Below are 19,320 nucleotides of genomic sequence, written 5' to 3' on the forward strand. Positions count from 1 at the left end.
TTCTTATTTTGTCTTTCCGCTGTACACTGCTGTATTTTTTTCTCCGTTTTCTTCTATCTTCACATCCGGAAAGCTTTCAATATACTGCTTAAACTGTGAATATCCATAATCCCGGACTTTGAAATCTCCAAACCGGTTTCTGATCTTGTTTCCCAGCGTTCCCAGCGACACCCCCTGGCGTCCCGCATCCCGCAGCAGCTGCAAAATATACTCTTCCAGCATCTCTTTTTTGCTTCTGTCTTCATACAATGTCACTGAAACTTTTGTACCGTCCTGGATCAATTTCAGTTTTGGAAAAGTCTCCAGAAATTTAGAAAGCAGGCTATATCCATACCGACGCACATCAAAATCCGGATATAGTTTAACGAGCCGGCTTCCCACTTCGCCCAAACCCGTTTCTTTATTATCATTTTGATTCTCTGTGATGATCTTCACTACAGCTTCCTCGATCTGATTTTTAGAAACTGCCATATCCCGGTTTGCTTTGTCACTGTCTTTCCCCGACGGCGCATGACTGTTTGCGCGTTCTTCTTTCTCTAATGTATTATCTTCCAATAGAAGCTCCAGCTCTGTAAAAATATCACATGCTTTACGAAATGGCTGCGGCGTTTTCACTTCCCCCATACCAATCACTGTCTTGCCGCTCTCTCTTAGACGGCTGGCCAGTTTTGTAAAATCACTGTCACTGGAAACCAGGCAAAAGCCTTCCAATTCACTCGTATACAGCATATCCATAGCATCGATGATCATCGCCGAATCTGTGGCATTTTTCCCATAAGTATAGCTGAATTGCTGGATCGGCGTGATAGAATTCTGCAAAAGCTCACCTTTCCACCCGGCATTATTCGTCTTTGTCCAGTCTCCGTAAATCCTTTTATAAGTTACATTCCCGTATTTTGACAACTCGTCCAAGATCGGTTTGATATATTTTGCCGACACATTGTCCGAATCGATCAACAGTGCATATCGATCTTCCATGCTTTATATTCCTCTCCCTCTAAAGTTTTCCATATAAATTCCCCATTCTCATATACCATATAGCTGTGTGCTGAATTTTCTTTCGGAATAGAAACAGACCCCGGATTCATATACCAGAACGTCTCCCCCTCTTCCCCATATATCTCTTCGCAGGCCGGCACATGGGTATGTCCGTTCAGCAAGATGTCTCCTTGCTTTAACATAGGCGGCTTATGCGGATTAAATACATGCCCATGGGTGGCAAAAATAGTCGTACCGCCCAATTCTAAAAATGCATACTCCGCCATGATCGGAAATTCCAGTACCATCTGATCCACCTCTGTATCACAGTTGCCACGCACACACATAATTTCCCGGCGCAGAGGATTCAGCATGGCGATCACTTCCTTTGGCGCATATCTTTCCGGAAGATCATTGCGGGGACCATGATACAAAATGTCTCCCAAAAGCAGAAGCCTGTCTGCCCCCTCCCGTTTATATGCCCCCAGCATCTCTCCACAATAGTATGCTGAGCCATGAATATCTGACGCTATCATAAGTTTCATAAATCATATTCTCCTTTCAGCAAAAAGCTCTCCTGCTCGATTCCCAGCCCCGTCGCCGCTATTTTTTCAATGAGCGGCTGCAGCAGCGGCTCTTTTAGTTTGCGTATCTTTTCCAGTTTCTGCTTCTCCAGTGGTTCTGCATATTCCTGGTATTTTTCAAATACTTCTGTGTCCATATATACAGGCCGCAATTGCGGAAACACCTTTTCTTTTATATTCTGAAAGATTTTTATGCCGCCGTAGTCTAAATCTCCGCTGTGCAAATATGTCACTTTTTCATTTTCTAATACGCTATATAGTTTTTTAAGAAATTCTTTTTCTTTCGGTGCAAAATATCCGTGACTGAATATATAAAGCGTATCCTTTCTGTATGGAACCGATACAAAATTCGCTTTGTTTTCTATCGTAATGATCCGTTTCAGATCAGGCTGTTTTGAAAGAATCTGTGTACGCTTTAACATTTCGCTGTTAAAAGTCGCCCCATATATCCAATTCTTTGTACTGACACGCCGTAATTCTCCCTGTTTCGTTTTCATTTCCACTTCCAGCGGTCCTTTTATGGAAAGTTCCTGCGCATATTCCTCGATAAAAATCTGGGACAACACCGCTGTGTCATCCATCTCTTCATCTACATCTGCACAAAATCTTCTCGCCTGTGCGATCACATAGGATTGATAAGTATTCTCAAACTTTTTAGAAGAACCTAGATATTTTTTACTGAAAAGACGTTTAAACACTGGTTCTTTCTGCACATCTAATCCTCGAAAAAGCGGGCATCTCTCCTGCAAAGCAGCATATTCCTCCCGCCACTTTCTGCCTAATTTTTCCCCCGTCTTTTCCTTTTGCCGTCCTTTTTTCATCGAAGTGGTAAACAACTCTGTATAATAAGCTCGGATCCAGTGTGTTTTACACACATCCAGTTCCTGACGCAAAAGGAACTGATACTTCTGTGTCCAATACCAGCGTGGCTGAAAATCCTCATCCACATATTTTCTGTAGACTTCATAAAACAGCGGCATATCTTCCAGCTGATACGTAAGGGCGGCAAACTCAAACCCTTTGTACCCTTTGCTCCACTTGATCGTAAAAATGCCTGCGCTTTCCATTTTTTCTGCCGCTGACAATACATCTGACCGCAGATGCTCCCTGTCGCAGAGCTGCCCCATCTTATTATCCAGACTTTTCCTCCCTATACTCCCCTGTTTCCACTGACTGGTGCTATTTTCCACCTGTCCGATCATTTTTTCAAGAAGATACAGACATTCCCTGTCCTCCCAGAGAGCAGAGTCCAAAATTTTCTCATCTATATATGTTCTCTCATTGTCTTTCTTCATCTGTCTGCTCTCCATCTGATAGTTGGTCGAACTCCTGTCTTTCAAATTCTTGAATAGAGATACGCCGTTTATTGGGATTCGCATATACAAAAGTCTTATCCACGTTTTCTATGTAGTTCTGTATTTTATCATTGGTTGCACTGATAATAGCCTGAAAGCCCAGCCCACGAATCAGAGAAATACAGCTTGCTACCTTCTCCGCATCCATCTTAGAAAATGCTTCGTCAAGTACGACCAGTCGAATCGTGGACGGTCTTTTTAATTTTGCCGGCAGATTGATCTTATAGATCTGTGCAAAGCTTGCGAGCAGAGCGATATACAGCGGATTCTGCCCTTCACCCCCGGAATTCTTCTTGATCATACGGCTTAAGCCGATCCGCATTTCTTTCTCTCCATGCACGATCTGCTGCATATCAAAGGAAAGATAGGTACGGTAATCCGCATATTTCTCCATATTTCTCTTTGCCTCTTCCAGCTCCTCCCGCGTCGCATTGTCAGGGGGGAGAAAAATCTGGATCAGTTCATTCATCATATCGCCATATTCTTCCTCATGTTCCATTGTAAAAAGATCCATCTGATCTTCCAAATGGTCACTTAGCTGGGAAGGTTTAATATCAAGCGATTCGTCCATAAACATTTTGTAATACTTCCCATCCGGCCCTTTATTTTTCGTAATCACGAACTGATATTTATCCTTTCCAAAATCCAGTCTGCTGATGATCCGGTTCAGCTCGTCTTTCTGCTGGTATGCTTCCCGTATCGCGCTTCGTATTTTATAGATGAAATCCTCTTTAAAATGTTCCACCGCAAATGACGCCTGTTCTTTGGCTGCCGCTCTGTACATTTCCAAATCTTCACACGTAAGAGACTGCAGCAGTTTCTCATAAGGCGCATTGCTCTCTATTGTCGTCGACATTGTACGATTTGGATATTTTTGAATGTAATGCGTTCGTGTATCTATCAAGGTTTGATAATTTTTTTCTTTCTTTTGCTCGATCATACTTTTCTCTCGCAAACGTTCACCTTTTAAATATTCATAATTTCCGGAGCGGTGACTATTTAGAAATACCAGAAATTTTTCTTCCTGTTTTTCATCATAACAGAAATCTTTTTCTTTCCATGTCAATTTTTCGCTTACTTCCAGGTATTTTTCCTTTATCTGCTTCTCTGCCGCTTCATTGTTCCATATAGCTTTCTTAAGCATCTCTGCCGCTTTCGTATTTTCTTCCTGTTCTTTTAGCAGAATCTGCTTTTTCTCCTCCCAAAGAGAAAGGGACTCCGCTCTGAGTATATCCATCTGTTCCCGCAGAGATCGTTTTTTCTTCTCTTTCGCTGCTATTGCTTCCATATCACTTGCCCATTCCATATATTCTTCAGAAGGACGCGTAAGAGATTCTAGATTAAGTACCCTCTTGATTTCTTCTAACGTCTCCTGCATAGGAAGTCTTTCTGCCTGCAAGTTCTGGCATTTCTCTTCCAGCTGTCGGACACGCATGCGCATGCTTGTTTCGCCGATATAGGCACGTCTTGTATAATTTTCCGGGTTGATATGCTGCAGACGGAAACTATGATACAACACACAGTCCGCCGTGATCCCGATCTTATATCTTCTCAGTTGCTCTACATTCTCACACTTCATCACATTCCCCAGGAAGAAATGTATATAAGCCCGCACATACTCTTCTTTTGTCACTACTTCCTGTGCCAGTGAACCTTCTTTGGCAAGAAACTGCCCCTCCATCACCTTTTCTGTATCCAGAACTGCGGCACGGCAGAATTTTTTCTTATCCATATCCCGGTAGATCTCGAGCGCTGCTTTTGCATACTTTGGTTCTACAACTAGAAGCAGTTTATTATTTCCCAGATATCCTTCCACTGCATTGTGCCATCTCTCATCCCGTATATCCAGAAGGTCTGCAAGTATCTGCACCTGCACGGTTTTTCCATATTGCCGGCTAAGACGGGTACGCAGCTCGAATCTGGCTTCTTCCACTTCTGAAGGATATGCCTTTTTCCCTTGTTTGAGTTCTTTTAATTCCTCTCTCGCTGCTTTTTCTTCCTTCTTGACCGCTCTGAGCCTGCTGTCTGTATCTCGTCTTTCTTCCTCCAGCTCTTCCCGTATCTCTGCCAGGTTTTCCTTTAAACGTCTTAACTCTCCTTCTGTGATCTTCTGGTTCACAAAACGCTCAATATCCCACAATGTCTGATTTGGAGCCGCTTCGACTTCCATCCATTCCTTCAGCTGCGCTGCTGTCTTCTGCCATTTTGCCCTGCTGCTCTCCAGCCGTTCCAAAGTTTCATTAACATTCTTCAATTCTGCTTCAAGAGCTGTATATCCACTCTTGGCAATCTGTAAAAGAATGTTCTCATATTCTTCCTGTAAAATCTTTCGTTCTTCTTCCAGCTTTTTGGCGTCTGCTTTCTGTCCTTGCAGTGCAGACGCAATTTCTTTTTCTCTGTCTGTAAATTCCTGCAGTTTCGCCTTCATCTGCAGTATTTCCAATTTATCGATCGCATAAGAGCACTCTTTTGCTTCTTCTCTACTCTTTGCATATGTGTCATATTCCTGGGAAATCTCCTTCAAACAGCGGACTTCCTCTATAGTTTCTTCAATCTTGCCGCGCATTCTTCCATACTGCATGACACTTTCCTGCAAGTCTTCTATATGAATATCCTGTTCCATACAGATATATTCTTTCACAAAATCTTCCAGTTTGATATTCATCTTAAATGGGATCGCACGACGGAACAGCCGCGGAAATTTCTCCATATCCAGCCCGCCCAGATAAATATTGTAAAGCTGTCTTCTAAACCTTTCATTACTGGGCCCGCAATAAAACTCTTCAGAAGTAAAATTTCGCTGCAGATATTCACGTATTTCTGACGTCGTCAGACACCTCTTATCCGCACGGTAATGATTCTCCAGCAATCCTCCTTGGTGCCAGAAGAAGAGGCGTCCAATCTCATTGGTTGCCGTCTCCACATCAAATACAACACCGACACATTGCTTCTTGCCTGTCCCTATCTCCGTAAATTCTAATACGATCGTACTGGAAAAATTCTTGTTTCTAAGATACTGGGATTCATTATTCTCCCCAATATTTACCATTCCTCTAAGATATTCGATCAAAGAACGGTCGGAATCATCCGCTGCCGCTTTATTGAAAAAACCTCTCCCGTCTGTATTGGCATATAGAACGATCTGCATGGCATCGATCACCGTAGACTTTCCACTGCCCGAATGTCCTGTAAAGAAATTAATTTCTTTGTGAAACGAAAGTATTTTCCGGTCTATATAATGCCAGTTATTCAGGCATATCTTCGAAAGTGCTTTGAACGACTGCTTCTTCTCCACTGTATTCCTCCTCACTAAATGTACTCAGCAATTCTCTGACGTCGTCTCCCAGCAGTACCGCATGGATGCTTGGGTAGATTATAAAACGTGTATTTTCATTCAATTCTTCCAACACATCCATAGGTTCTATGATCTGATATTTTTTCAGCAGCGCGATTGTTCTTCGCATCTCAGTTGGTGATGGAAGCGCCGGCAATACGTGAAATTCTCCTGCCTTCCCATTGAGCATACCCATGGTGACACAGACCGAACTGCTGGATGAGACTGCTGCCATCTGTTCATCATAGAGGAGTTTTAATACCAGAAGATAAATGGTCGCCAATCGGGGAAGTTTCTCCCCCCATACCGTCTCTCCCTGTATATAGAGCAGCCCCATATGCACATTTTCCTGCAAAGTAATACCGGCAACCGCAAAATATTCTTTTAAAAATGCAAAATGCCTGCCAGCTGTCCTATATTCTCCTGACACAGCCATCCTCCCGGTTCTTTTGTCAAATTTTCTTTCCAAAAGAAAAGTCTGCCGGTACAATGTCTGTATCACGTTTTTTAAACGATCCTGTTCTTCTTCGTCCAGTTCTTCATAATATGTGATCATGAACTCCTCCTTATCTTCCCCGCGGTATAAATTTCAGATCCGGATAACGGTACTTTCCATTCTCTATCATGGCGGGCTCCTCCTCCAGGGTCTGATATTTACTGTGCCTTTTTGTACTATAGTCATAGGCAAGGATCAGTTTTTCAAACGCTTCCTCATCCATCTCGCCCAGTTGTCCTGCGTCCATGATACCGTCCTGCATATGTCTTTGTATAAAATCTTCTATCTCTGACACACTGTATCTTGTCTGTATCCTGTTGAGCTTCAAAACGGCGTCGCGGGACAGATCTTCGGTTTCCTCCTCTGCCGCCATCTGACTAATAAAACTAACCCTGCTTTTCCGCCGCTTATACAAGGATTTCTCTGACAGGATTTCCAGATGGGACAGATTCATTCTCTCTGAAATCACGCTGAGAACTTCTTCCTTCTCCTCTGTCTGTGCCAACTGATTTAACAATTTGACCACAAGCCCTTTGGTATCTGTCTCGCCGCTTAACAAATAATTCAGCCTCGTCACCGTCGCTCTTACATACTTGGAGTGTTCTTTATCCATGTTCGAGATACGGTGCTCAATATCATCAAACCCCCGCTCGATCAGATCAAGAAGTTCCAGCACGTCTTCCTTTGTATCTCCGGTATTTTGTGCTTTCTTGCGGATACGTTCCACCCATTCTTCATTATCACGCATTTCCCGCAGACATTTTTTAATATCCATCTTGTAGATATAAAAATTATCTGAAGTCTTTAATATATGATATTTCTTTTTTACGATTTCCTCCACATATCCATTTAAATGTTCCTTTAATAGTTCCCCATACGTCTCTTTATTTAATAATCTTTCAAAAAACTTGTCCATATTGTGAAGCATATCCTGCAGCGCCTTATTTAATTTCCTTGTATTTATAAGTGCTGTACGGAGCATGTTCAGATTCACTCTGGGATTATTCTGAAAGGAAAAAAGTGTTGCATATACATTTTGGATATACACTTCTGTCTCTTCCATCTCCTCTGAAGTCAGACGTTCAAACGCCTCAATAAATACAGCCGCATAATCCGGTATGACAATATTGGTTGTCATTGTATTGTAATCCTCGATCTTTTTCAGCCATCCGCTTTTCAAAAGCCATCTTAAAATTCTGGAAGCCGTTGTTTCCAAAAGATCGATCTCCGTCTCATCTTCTTCCCGCATAAGCCGGATCCGTTTTTTGGCGTTCATATCTCCCAATATCTGTACACAGATCTCTTTTGTAAGAAAATAATTACTGTACTGATATTCCTCATTAATATATAATAATGATTCTATATAAATTTCTCGATTTACCGATCGAAACAAGCTCCAGAATGAATCCGGTATATCAAATCGCATCTGCATATATGTACCTCTGACTTTATATCATCTATCTGTATACTGCTTTTTCATTATACCATATCTGACATATATTAAGAAAGAAAAGAAAACAGAGGATCCGCCTCATTAGACTTTCCTCTGTTTCTTCTCTGCTGTTTCTGCTGTATATTTTTATTTTGCCGTTCTTATTCCAGCCATTTAGCCGCATATGCCATCCTGATCGTCAGCTTGCCCTCCATAATATGTACGGGGATGTCCGCATCGATCGGATAGATCGCAGGTTCCGTCTCGCTCTCAAAGAAATATACCAGTACCCGCTTCTGGTAAGGGGCTACGATCCAGTATTCTCTGACCCCCGCATTCGCATATTTCTGGAGCTTGAATACATAGTCTCTTTTGCTTGTTCCCGGAGAGATCACCTCCAGGACAAAATCCGGCGCGCCTTTTATATTCCGCCTTACGATCTGCCAGTATATCCCCTCTCCTATCTTCTGTCAACATTTCTTTTTCTATCCATGATCTTGCAGAAAATGACCGCCGCTCCTGTACTTACCGCCGTCGCTATGATCCCCGCCCCTACGATCGCCGCAGGGTTGACGCTTCCGTATTGGCTGCGGTATGCGATCACATTGACCGAAACCAGCTGCAGAGAAGAAATATTCAAGATCAGAAAAGAACACATCTCGTTGCTTGCGATCCCTTTACTGCGCATTTGTCCCGGCGCTTTCTTTCTCCTTCTTTCCTCCTCCAGCTTTTCCAGTTCTTCCATCGCTTTTAGACCGGCAGGCGTGGCTGCCCAGCCAAGTCCTAGAAAATTCGCGATAAAATTCGTTGTGATATGTTCATTCGCCTTATGTCCCTGCGGAATATTCGGAAATAAAAATCGTATCAAAGGGCGCATTTTTCTTGCAGCCATTGTTATGACTCCTGCCTCCGAGGCAATCTCCATGATCCCGGTCCAAAAAGACATGACTCCGATCATCGTGATACATAGCGTAACCGCTTCTTTTGAAGAATCCAGCGCGGCATTTGTAATATCCGGCATTTTTCCGTTAAAAGCACCAAAGATGATTCCGACAAGGATCATACCTGCCCACAGATAATTCAGCATCCTCTACTCTCCTTTCAGATCTTTCCACATATATTCTTCCACGATCGCAAACGGCGCAGGTCCGACCGAGAGAACCGCTTCATGAAATTCTTTTTGGGAAAAATCTTCTCCCTTTTCCTTTGCCCACTCTTGTTTCAACTCCAGAAATTCCACATATCCAATATAATATTTCAAATAATTTCCGGGTGAACCGATAATCAGCTCATAAATCTCTTCTATCGTTTCCGTGTCTTTTATCCCATAATTTTTGAAAAATGCCACTGTATCCATCCGATCCCATCCATCATAGTGGATCCCCATATCCGCAAGAGCATACAAGCCTAAAATAATAGAACTGTTTTTTTGCAGCAGCACTGCCTGCTCCTTAGACAGCGGGGCAAGATAATAGCTGCACATTTCCGCATAGGTCGCCCATCCTTCTATATACCCGCCAAAATGAAAAATATTTCTTACAGGATCCGGATCCGTTCCGGCGTAATACACCGTTTGATATAAATGTCCCGGATACCCTTCATGCGCCAGTGTCGTAAACAATGTCAGACTATTGTTCATATGTGCCTGATTTACATAAATGACATTTTCACTTATATCATCTATAGCCGGTATCATATAAAAGGCCGGACTTAAATGTTTCTCCATCGCTTCAGGAACATATTTTACCTGCAGTTCTGTCTTTGGCTCTGCCGGAAAAGCAGTTGTGATCTTTCCTTTCAGATCACTTAAGATCACCTCCGGATCTGTCTCTGTCATGGAAAGTGTTTCCTGTACTTCCTCTGCCGTGATCCCCAGAACCGTTTCCATAGCTTCCAGATCCGCTATGATCTGCCTGCGCGTCATATCCTCCAGTTCGGAAATATCTCTGTCAGAACCTGTATACTCTTTTACGATCTGTGCATAATACGCTTTTCCCTCCGGAAGATAACACAGCCCTTTCTCATTTTTTCCTGTTCCCTTTAGCTTCTGTATTTCCGACACCAGTTTATGATAAGCCGGATATACATAGCTTTTTAAAATTAAGGCATTTTTTTGTATATAGTCACTTTTTTCTTTCTCTGTCAACTCATCTAATTCCTGTATTCTATTCACAAAGGTAGAAATCAAATAGTTTCCATCTCCCATATCTACGAAAGCATTACATTGTTCTATGACCGTATCTGCTGCATAATCTGCCATAAATAGTCCCCTTTCTGATTTTTTCTTCTCAAAGGCGATCAGACTGTCAAAATATTCCGGGGTCGTCTGCATTAATTCCAGATACAGCGCCACATCCTTTTCTTCATAAAACTGATACTCTGACAATAGTACCGGGAGCTGCGTATGAATTCCACTGACTAGTCCCAATGGTTCTTCATATAACAGGTAATCGGCATCCGCTTCTAGTATTTCGAAATATGCACGCATTACATCATATGTCAATTGGTTTTGCACAGAAAGATCCTCATAAGAAAATGCAGACAAAGATTCCTTCATATTTTCTATCGATACGTGCATAGCTGTTTCATCCGTAAGAAAATTTCCAAATGTGACCGGCGCATTTTCAATTCCATAATTCTCAGGATTTTTTAGCGTATAATGAAGGTTAACCGTGTTAGAAGCCGCCTCCTGAGCAAATACCATTTTTGTGTATCTGCGAAATGCACTGTTCTCGTCCTGTGGCGTATTTACATGACACCCGACTGCTGTAAGCGAAAATAGGAAAAGAAAAGCAAGTGCTAATGCTCCTGCTCTCTTTTTATCAAAACGTATTCTGTTTGTTTCGGATTTTATATTCCGGGAAAATAGAAATGACATAGAAAATCCCCTGATCTGTTTGTAATATCTTATGAAATCTTTTCAGACGATATTCTTAAATAGCAGGAATCGTACTTTTTCCACAGACATATAAATAAAAAAAGCGCACAAACTAGTAGGAGGATCTGATATGCAGCTTTTTCTTTATATTGCTGATTTTATTGTTCCCTTCCTTGTTCTGTCTGTTGTAGTATATGGCGTTCTTATGAAAGTCCATGTTTATGACTGTTTTATTAAAGGAGCAAAAAATGGATTTCTCACTGTCATTCGACTCATGCCGACATTGATCGGCCTTATGGCGGCTGTGGGCATTTTACGTGCTTCCGGCTTTCTGGATTTTCTTGGACGTTTACTTGGAGAATTTACTTCTTCTATCGGATTTCCAGGCGAACTTGTTCCACTTACCATTGTGAAAATGTTTTCTTCTTCTGCCGCTACCGGACTTCTTTTGGACAGTTTTAAAGAGTATGGCACAGACTCACGCTTAGGCTTGATCGCTTCCATTTCTATGTGCTGTACAGAAACCATTTTCTATACTATGAGTGTCTACTTTATGACAGCACGTATTAAGAAATCCCGTTATACCCTTACCGGCGCCATGATCGCCACATTTGCCGGTCTGGCTGCCAGTGTGATACTTGCCGATATGATGTTATGATTCTATATTCCTTGCCCTGTACCAAAAGATTTTCTCCGCCTGATACGATCCGGCAGGCTTAGGGTCTGATAGAATCCAGCGGGTTCAGGATTGTCTTGTCACATAGGTTATGCTAGAATAAAGTTAATATCAATGTACAAAAAGGTGGTGTTTTTATGGCAAGCGTGACATTTGAGCACTTGACCAAGACATATCCTAATGGTTTTATTTCTGTAAAAGATGTATCTCTCCATATTGAGGACGGAGAATTTGTTGTATTTCACGGTCCCAGCGGGTGTGGGAAATCTACGATCCTGCGGATGATCGGAGGCCTGGAGGATATTTCTTCCGGAGAAATTTATCTTGGCAAAAATTTGCTAAATGATATTCTCCCCCGTGACAGAAAACTCGCTATGGCGTTTCAAAACTATGAGCTTTACCGTCATCTCAATGTATATGATAATATGGCTCTGGGATTAAGGCTGCGCAATCTCCCCCGTACCGTTGTAGATTCCCGCATAAAAACCGCGGCTTCTTTTTTCGGAATTACCGATATATTAAATAAAAAACTAAAAGCCATTTCTGAAGCAGACAAACAAAAAGTAGCGCTTGGCAGAGCGATCGTCTGTCATCCCAAAGTTCTCCTGGTAGATGAAGATTTCGCACGTCAAAATGAACAGCGCCGCAAGGAAATGATTGCAGATATTTTAAAAATCAACAAAGTCTTCAGAATCACCGTTTTATATGTAACCAATGATTATGAGGAGGCAGTCTCCCTCAAAGAAAAAATTATTTTTATGAAAGACGGCAGTATCACACACATACAGCCGGCCAATGAAACACCGTAATTCGGCATACTCTATACCTTATCGTGCATAGCACGCCTGCCTGCAAGGCATGTATTACGGGATGCCCGTATGGGTATACCTTATCGTGCGCAGCACGCCTGCCTGCAAGGCATGTATTACGGGATGCCCGCATGGGTATACCTTATCGTGCGCAGCACGCCTGCCTGCAAGGCATGTATTACGGGATGCCCGCATGGGTATACCTTATCGTGCGCAGCACGCACGACTATAAGAAAACAGCCAGTACCGATTTGGCACTGGCTTATTTTACAGCAGATAATTATATATTTCTCTTTTGGATACTCCTCTGTCTTTTGCAACACACTTCATGGCTTCCTTTTTCTCTTTTCCTGCTTCCATGTAGAACTGCATGTGTTCCTCTATACTCATTTCCTCCCATTTAGCCCGTTCTTCCTGCTTTACTTCTTCTGCACTTTTTCCCTCTATCGCCAGTACACATTCCCCTTTTGGCGTATGTTCCGCATAAAATGCCGTTGCCTCTTCCAGAGTAAATGTCATCACGTTTTCATGCTTTTTTGTCAATTCTCTGCATACAGTGACTTTCCTGTTTCCAAGTGTTTCTCTTAATAGTACCAATGTCTTTAAAAGTCTGTGCGGCGCCTCATACAAAATAATCGTTCTTGTTTCCGCAGTAAGTTCTTTTAGGATACACTCCCGTTCTTTTTTATCTGACGGCAAAAATGCCTCAAATGCAAACCTCCGGGTAGAAAGCCCTGAAAGTGTCAGCGCCGTAATACATGCGGCTGCGCCAGGCAGTGATGTCACCGTGATACCCGCCTCATAACACATACGCACCAATTCTTCTCCCGGATCTGAAATTCCCGGCGTGCCTGCGTCTGTGATCAATGCAATATTTTGCCCTGCCTGCAGTTTTTCGATCAATTTCTTCCCTTTTTCATATTTATTATACTCATGATAACTGGTCATGGGAGTCTGTATTTCAAAATGATTAAGTAATTTTATACTGTTTCTCGTATCTTCTGCAGCAATTAAATCTACTTCTTTTAAAATACGTATCACACGAAACGTCATATCTTCCAAATTTCCAATTGGCGTTGCGCATAAGTAAAGTGTTCCTGACATAAAATACTCCTATATACTTTTTTCTATTGATACATGATGAGAGGCGGCTCTATTCTGACTCTGGATTTTGCGCCCCGTACGCCCTCTATCAATACCATGGTCGGTTCTTTGTGAATATATGGATGTACAAATTGAAGTTTTTTAGGTTCTATTTTATACTGGTTCATTTTTATCAAAATTTCTGTCAGTCTAAAAGGACGGTGTATCATATAAAACCTTCCTTTATCCTGGAGCAGCTTCATGCTTTCCCGCAAAATATCATCCAGCGAACATAATATTTCATGCCTGGCGATCGCGATCGCATCTTTTGGATTCTGTAAACCATGTTGGTGCAGCATATAAGGAGGATTTACTGTGATCACATCAAAAAAGGCAGGCTTAAAAATCTGTGCTGCCTCTTTTATGTCTCCAGTGACAATTTCAATCTTATCTTCCAGATGATTGTGCGCAACACTGCGCCGTGCCATCTGTGCACTCTCCTCCTGTATTTCCAGACCTGTAAAATGTTTTCCCTTTGTTTTTGCCGATAGCAAAATAGGGATGATGCCTGTACCAGTCCCCATATCCAGTACTGTTTCATTTTCTTTTACCCTTGCGAAATCGGAAAGCAGCACTGCGTCTACGCCAAAGCAAAAACGTTCCGGATCTTGTATCAATTCCAGTCCATTTAACTGCAGATCATCCAGCCGTTCTCCCGGCAGCAAATTATTTGTCATCTAGCTTAGACGCTCCTTCATTTTTCTCAAGTTCAGCAAGCTTTTTCATCTCTTCTTTTGAAATCCTGGACTTTTTCCGTCTCGGCTTAAATCGCAGTTCTTCTGCCTTATATTCCCGTATCTCTTTCTCATCATTTTCCAGATTCACGATTACTTTGACCTGCTTGCGCAAAACACTCAAAGAATGTACAGTCCCTGTCAACCCTTCCACTGTAGTGACATTGTCTCCGACAGAAGGAAGCTGGCTGTTAAGTTCTTCATAGGTTTCTTCTTCATTTGTCAGACAGCACATCAGCCTACCGCATACACCTGATATTTTCGTCGGATTTAAAGAAAGATTTTGTTCTTTTGCCATCTTAATAGAGACAGCAGCAAACTCTGATAAATAAGTGCTGCAGCAAAGAGGACGACCGCATATTCCAATCCCGCCACGGATCTTTGTTTCATCTCGGACGCCGATCTGCCGCAATTCAATCCTCGTCCTGAAAACTGCCGCCAAATCTTTTACTAATTCTCTAAAGTCAATCCTTCCATCTGCTGTGAAATAAAATAAAACTTTATTATTGTCAAATGTATACTCTGCATCTATGAGTTTCATCTCCAACCCATGTTTCCGGATCTTCTCTAAACAGATCCGGAATGCCTCTTTTTCTTTTTCTTTATTTTTACTTACTGTTTTTTTATCCTGTTCTGTCGCGATCCGGATGACAGGTTTCAATGGCTGTACTACCTCTTCATCCCTGACTTCCTTGGGACCGCTTACAACCCTGCCGTATTCTACGCCACGCGCGGTCTCCACGATCACATGATCTCCTTGTCTGACTGTTAATTTCCCTGGTGCAAAAAAATAAATCTTCCCGGCAGTTCGAAATCTCACGCCAATTACCTTCGTCATTCTACTTAATTCTCCTTTATCGTCAATAAAAGCAGTTCCATTGTCAATTCAAAATTTACATTTGCTTTCATTCTTGCTTTTGCCTTTTCCAACGCATCTAAAATATTTTCAATCCCCTCATAGGAACTTTTACTTGCACGTTCTTTAATATATCTAAGCTGATCTGAAAAGACAACCCGATCTACATTTTTCGTTGCTTTATAAATAAGAACGTCTCTGTACCAAATAGCAATAACATCCAGGTAATCATTGATCTCCAACTTATACGTCATGCATTTCTTCAGGGCTTCTATCAGCTCACTGACGCCCATATCGTCAATATTACGGAGCAAATGTACCGCTTCTTCTTTTATCTCATTAAAGTATTCAGATGTAGCGAGCATAATTGCTTTCCCCATATTCCCCTGGGCAAAAGCGACGCATACATCTGCTTTATAGTCCGGAATCTCCATCTGCTCCATCAGATATTTTTTCACAAGTTGATCCTTAATATTCCGCAGCTTCATCATAACACACCGGGAGCGGATCGTAGGCAGCAATACTTCCGCATTTTCTGTAAGAAGCATAATGACCGCATACTCCGGTGGTTCTTCGATCGTTTTTAAAAGGGCATTCTGCGCCTGTACACTCATCAGATCTGCATCCGGAATAATATAAATCTTATATTTGCTGCTGTAAGGCTTGATAACAATATCGTTATTTACCTGCTCACGAATATCATCTACACTGATCGTGTTCGGTTTTTCATGGGTCACTCGGATAATATCCGGCTGGTTTCCCCCTAACGCCTGTCTGCATGACTGACATTTCCCACAAGCCTCTCCATCCTCATCGCGATCCTGACATTGCAGGCTCATAGCAAATAAATTTGCCAGCATTTTCTTTCCTGCGCCTCTTTCTCCATTTAAGATATAGGCATGAGAAACAACATCTGCTTTCACCGCATTTCCTATATATTTTATAATATTTTTATGACCTACTACATCTTTAAAACTGCCCATCTTATCACCTGCTGTTTCTTTCATATAAAATCATTCTTATTTGTAAGTTTGTTTATATAAAGTATATTTTACAACAATTTTCTTACAAAAATATGAACTTCTTGATAAGTATATCATACTTTTATGTGAAGATATAGCCCTGCCCCTTACAAAATCCTATTCACTTTTTATCATATATGCCTCGATTTCATCAAGACATTTCTCAAGCTCTATATTCTGGAAACGTTTCTTGATTCCAGCCTCCTCCAACTTCTTTTCTGAAAAATCTTGTTCATCCGCCAAAAATCTTCTGCACATTTCTGCGTATTTAGGATTCTGCTGTAAATGTTCTCTCTTTAAAGCCCGTTCTAACCTCATGCCATCACTGACTTCAATATAAATAGGAAGGAGATTTTCCTCGCCAAAATATATACACATTTCCTTATAAGATTCCAGTGTTCCAATCACCAGATAACTGTCCTTTTGCAGATCGATCTGCCCGTCATCTACAGTGAAATATTTCCATATACCACATTCCGTATTATACGCTCTTAATTCAATCACCTTATTTTTACTCTGTAAACTCATAAGAACCGTTTCATCGACAAAATAGTAATCCTCTCCATCCTTTTCTCCAAAACGAATGGGACGTGTTGTATAAGGAACTACCGTGTTTAATCGTGGACATCTCTTTTTGAGCTCTTTAAATATGGTATCTTTTCCAGAAGAACTTTTTCCCATAATATAATAAATTCTATTCATCTATCCATACCTCTATTTCTCCTGCTTTTCTCGTCCCCTGTATTTCAAATCCTGCTTCCTCAAATTTGCATAAACTCATCGAAATTTCTTTTGAAATGATTTCTCCCGGTACGACCAATGGAATACCCGGTGGATACATATACGCATACTCTGTAGAAATATGTCCCACGCTTGTCTTCCATGTTTTACTTTTTATATTTCCCGTGCATCCTCTCCTATTATACAGATCTATCTTCTCTTTTATTTCTGCACTTGTATATTTTCGTTCAAGTTCAGGTAAGGAACTTTGTATTTCCACTGTATTCTTATTTTTTCTTTCTTCTGAAACTATTTTCCTGTCTATCTCCATGATCGCACTACAAAATCGTTCCATGCCCTCTGGCGTATCGGCAGGAGACGTCATTGCCAACACATAATTTCCTGCCGCCATCTCCATTTGCAGATGATATTCTTTTAACAGAATATCATATATGTATTTTCCTGTATATTCTGTGTTCCCTGTATAAATTACCAGCTTTGAAAAATCATATTCTTCTGTCTGCACAAGTCTGAGATTTTCCAGTTCCTGCAGTCTGTTTCGTGCAGCTTTTAACAATTTTACATAGAACTCAAAGTATTGTTTTCCCTTTTTTTCTATTTCTGAAATGCACACATCAGCCGATGCCATCAAAATATAAGAAGGACTGCTTGTCTGCAACATATCTAAATAATAGCATACTCGGCTCCAGTCTACAATGCTGCCATTTTTATGCAGCAAAGCTGTCTGTGTTAAAGCAGGTAATGTCTTATGCAAACTGTGGATCACTATATCTGCCCCTTTTTGATTGGCATTTTCAGGAAAGTACGGATGAAAACCAAAATGTGCACCATGTGCTTCATCTACAATAAGCGGAATTTTATGTGCATGCACGATCGTGCTGATCTTGTCTATATCCGAAAGTACCCCATCATAAGTAGGTGAAGTAATCACAACCGCTTTTATCCCCTGCTCTTCCTGCAATATCGTTTGTATTTTTTCTGGATCTACAGCGCCATTTAGCCCTTTATCCGGATAAAATGTAGGATATACATATATAGGAACTAATTTGTTTAAAAAAACTGCATGATAAACAGATTTATGACTATTCCGGGCAATCAGTATTTTATCCCCCTCACAAGTACATCCCATGATTGCACTTAATATCCCCACAGTACTTCCGTTGATCAAAATCGACGTTTCCTCTGCATGATAAATTTTAGAAGCACGTCGCTGTACTTCTTGCAATATGCCGGTTGGATGATGCAGATCGTCAAAACCTTCTATTTCCGTAATATCCATGCTATATGGCAAATCCGCCTGCATTGCAGATGCATTTCTTTTATGTCCTGGCATATGAAAACCATAATAATCAGATTTACTGTATTTCTTCAATTCTTCATACAATGATTTCATAATTTTCACCTCCTGATAACAGGTCTTACCTATTATATATAGCAAAACAGCGCAAGCCACAAGTGGATTACGCTGTTTGGTTTTATGAGAGTGCGGGGATTCGAACCCCGGACAACTTGATTAAAAGTCAAGTGCTCTACCACCTGAGCTACACTCCCATATTCAATTTTTTCTCTTTGCAGAGAAAATGCCCAGAGCCGGAATCGAACCAGCGACACGAGGATTTTCAGTCCTCTGCTCTACCAACTGAGCTATCTGGGCATATACACTAAAGTCCATATATATGCTGAACTTTCTCGTGTAAATTGCGGGGGCAGGATTTGAACCTACGACCTTCGGGTTATGAGCCCGACGAGCTTCCAGACTGCTCCACCCCGCGATATGAAATTTTTTATCTCTTTCGAGATAAAGCCGATGATCGGACTCGAACCGATAACCTGCTGATTACAAATCAGCTGCTCTGCCAATTGAGCCACATCGGCTTACTACAAGCACTTAACGGCTAACTTATAATCGCACCTATGCGATACTCACCGATGCCCTTAGTGAGCATTTGCGAACTCAGTAGTCTGCGGCGCCCGGTTCTAAGAATTAAATCGGCTAATGGATGGAGAAGGATTCGAACCTTCGAAGGCGTTGCCAACAGATTTACAGTCTGCCCCCTTTGGCCACTCGGGAATCCATCCATATTTTTTAAGTGGGGCCTATAGGGCTCGAACCTATGACCCTCTGCTTGTAAGGCAGATGCTCTCCCAGCTGAGCTAAGACCCCACATACGACCCAGAAGAGACTCGAACTCTCGACCTCCGCCGTGACAGGGCGGCGCTCTAACCAACTGAGCCACTGGGCCATGCGATAAGCATTTCAACTATAGAAGGTATATACCTTC

At 41.7% G+C, this 19,320-nt stretch carries 17 protein-coding genes and 7 tRNA genes; 2 read left to right on the forward strand and 22 right to left on the reverse strand.

The genetic code is table 11. The features are described from left to right. Positions 1-3 precede the first annotated feature (3 nt). The 9 genes from WKT01_RS12885 to WKT01_RS12925 all read right to left on the reverse strand — a co-directional run bounded on the left by WKT01_RS12885 (position 4) and on the right by WKT01_RS12925 (position 11,057). The gene (locus WKT01_RS12885) at positions 4-978 is read right to left on the reverse strand and encodes an NYN domain-containing protein (RefSeq protein ID WP_340312635.1); all 975 of its coding nucleotides are present in this window, start codon (positions 976-978) and stop codon (positions 4-6) included. Further along, the gene (gene yfcE / locus WKT01_RS12890) at positions 954-1,523 is read right to left on the reverse strand and encodes a phosphodiesterase (RefSeq protein ID WP_340312637.1); all 570 of its coding nucleotides are present in this window, start codon (positions 1,521-1,523) and stop codon (positions 954-956) included. Before yfcE ends, WKT01_RS12885 begins: the two co-directional genes overlap by 25 nt. Beyond that, positions 1,520-2,857: a Wadjet anti-phage system protein JetD domain-containing protein gene (locus tag WKT01_RS12895; RefSeq protein WP_340312640.1), complete on the reverse strand. Its 1,338-nt coding sequence runs from the start codon at positions 2,855-2,857 to the stop codon at positions 1,520-1,522. The genes yfcE and WKT01_RS12895 overlap by 4 nt, the downstream gene beginning before the upstream one ends. Then, positions 2,841-6,212, reverse strand: coding sequence for an ATP-binding protein (locus tag WKT01_RS12900; protein WP_340312641.1), 3,372 nt, complete (start codon positions 6,210-6,212; stop codon positions 2,841-2,843). Before WKT01_RS12900 ends, WKT01_RS12895 begins: the two co-directional genes overlap by 17 nt. Then, a complete protein-coding gene (locus WKT01_RS12905) occupies positions 6,163-6,807 on the reverse strand; it encodes a DUF4194 domain-containing protein (protein WP_340312642.1) in 645 nt (214 codons plus the stop codon). Before WKT01_RS12905 ends, WKT01_RS12900 begins: the two co-directional genes overlap by 50 nt. Before the next feature lie 10 nt (positions 6,808-6,817). Continuing rightward, entirely contained in the window at positions 6,818-8,179 is a 1,362-nt protein-coding gene (locus WKT01_RS12910) for a Wadjet anti-phage system protein JetA family protein (protein WP_059066280.1), read from the reverse strand. 161 nt (positions 8,180-8,340) lie between these two features. Next, the gene (locus tag WKT01_RS12915; RefSeq protein WP_082667416.1) at positions 8,341-8,643 is read right to left on the reverse strand and encodes a Uma2 family endonuclease; all 303 of its coding nucleotides are present in this window, start codon (positions 8,641-8,643) and stop codon (positions 8,341-8,343) included. After that, entirely contained in the window at positions 8,640-9,266 is a 627-nt protein-coding gene (locus WKT01_RS12920) for a nucleoside recognition protein (protein WP_059066278.1), read from the reverse strand. Before WKT01_RS12920 ends, WKT01_RS12915 begins: the two co-directional genes overlap by 4 nt. Before the next feature lie 3 nt (positions 9,267-9,269). After that, entirely contained in the window at positions 9,270-11,057 is a 1,788-nt protein-coding gene (locus WKT01_RS12925; protein ID WP_117975161.1) for a DUF885 domain-containing protein, read from the reverse strand. A gap of 130 nt (positions 11,058-11,187) precedes the next feature. Here WKT01_RS12925 and WKT01_RS12930 point away from each other — a divergent pair, with 130 nt between their 5' ends. Both WKT01_RS12930 and WKT01_RS12935 read left to right on the forward strand, forming a co-directional pair. Continuing rightward, positions 11,188-11,715 carry a spore maturation protein gene (locus tag WKT01_RS12930; RefSeq protein ID WP_059066276.1) on the forward strand — a complete coding sequence of 176 codons (528 nt, stop codon included), beginning with the start codon at positions 11,188-11,190 and terminating at the stop codon, positions 11,713-11,715. Positions 11,716-11,870: 155 nt separating this feature from the next. Next, the gene (locus WKT01_RS12935) at positions 11,871-12,542 is read left to right on the forward strand and encodes an ABC transporter ATP-binding protein (RefSeq protein ID WP_117975162.1); all 672 of its coding nucleotides are present in this window, start codon (positions 11,871-11,873) and stop codon (positions 12,540-12,542) included. 267 nt (positions 12,543-12,809) lie between these two features. On the opposite strand, the gene rsmI is transcribed toward WKT01_RS12935, so the two are convergent. The 13 genes from rsmI to WKT01_RS13000 form a co-directional block, all read right to left on the reverse strand. Continuing rightward, positions 12,810-13,646 (reverse strand): 16S rRNA (cytidine(1402)-2'-O)-methyltransferase, encoded by an 837-nt coding sequence (rsmI, locus tag WKT01_RS12940; RefSeq protein ID WP_059066274.1) that lies wholly within the window; start codon positions 13,644-13,646, stop codon positions 12,810-12,812. Positions 13,647-13,669: 23 nt separating this feature from the next. After that, positions 13,670-14,362, reverse strand: a complete 693-nt coding sequence (locus tag WKT01_RS12945) for a tRNA1(Val) (adenine(37)-N6)-methyltransferase (protein ID WP_059066273.1) — start codon at positions 14,360-14,362, stop codon at positions 13,670-13,672. Beyond that, positions 14,352-15,257 (reverse strand): PSP1 domain-containing protein, encoded by a 906-nt coding sequence (locus WKT01_RS12950; RefSeq protein ID WP_059066272.1) that lies wholly within the window; start codon positions 15,255-15,257, stop codon positions 14,352-14,354. The genes WKT01_RS12945 and WKT01_RS12950 overlap by 11 nt, the downstream gene beginning before the upstream one ends. Before the next feature lie 5 nt (positions 15,258-15,262). Further along, a complete protein-coding gene (locus WKT01_RS12955; RefSeq protein WP_059066848.1) occupies positions 15,263-16,258 on the reverse strand; it encodes a DNA polymerase III subunit in 996 nt (331 codons plus the stop codon). 156 nt (positions 16,259-16,414) lie between these two features. Further along, positions 16,415-16,999, reverse strand: a complete 585-nt coding sequence (locus WKT01_RS12960) for a guanylate kinase (protein WP_059066271.1) — start codon at positions 16,997-16,999, stop codon at positions 16,415-16,417. Further along, complete coding sequence (locus WKT01_RS12965) at positions 16,992-18,431, reverse strand: aminotransferase class I/II-fold pyridoxal phosphate-dependent enzyme (RefSeq protein ID WP_117975163.1); 1,440 nt, start codon at positions 18,429-18,431, stop codon at positions 16,992-16,994. The genes WKT01_RS12960 and WKT01_RS12965 overlap by 8 nt, the downstream gene beginning before the upstream one ends. Before the next feature lie 85 nt (positions 18,432-18,516). Continuing rightward, positions 18,517-18,589, reverse strand: a tRNA-Lys gene (locus tag WKT01_RS12970). A gap of 30 nt (positions 18,590-18,619) precedes the next feature. Further along, positions 18,620-18,692 (reverse strand) — tRNA-Phe (locus WKT01_RS12975). A 44-nt stretch (positions 18,693-18,736) separates the two neighbouring features. Then, positions 18,737-18,810 (reverse strand) — tRNA-Met (locus tag WKT01_RS12980). 30 nt (positions 18,811-18,840) lie between these two features. Further along, positions 18,841-18,913: transfer RNA gene (locus WKT01_RS12985), tRNA-Thr, on the reverse strand. 122 nt (positions 18,914-19,035) lie between these two features. Further along, positions 19,036-19,117 (reverse strand) — tRNA-Tyr (locus WKT01_RS12990). Positions 19,118-19,129: 12 nt separating this feature from the next. Beyond that, positions 19,130-19,202: transfer RNA gene (locus WKT01_RS12995), tRNA-Val, on the reverse strand. Between the two features lie 5 nt (positions 19,203-19,207). After that, positions 19,208-19,281: transfer RNA gene (locus tag WKT01_RS13000), tRNA-Asp, on the reverse strand. Positions 19,282-19,320: the final 39 nt, after the last annotated feature.

Origin of the sequence: Mediterraneibacter sp. ICN-202921, from assembly GCF_037890075.1 — a bacterium.
Taxonomy (GTDB): Bacteria; Bacillota; Clostridia; order Lachnospirales; family Lachnospiraceae; genus Mediterraneibacter; species Mediterraneibacter massiliensis.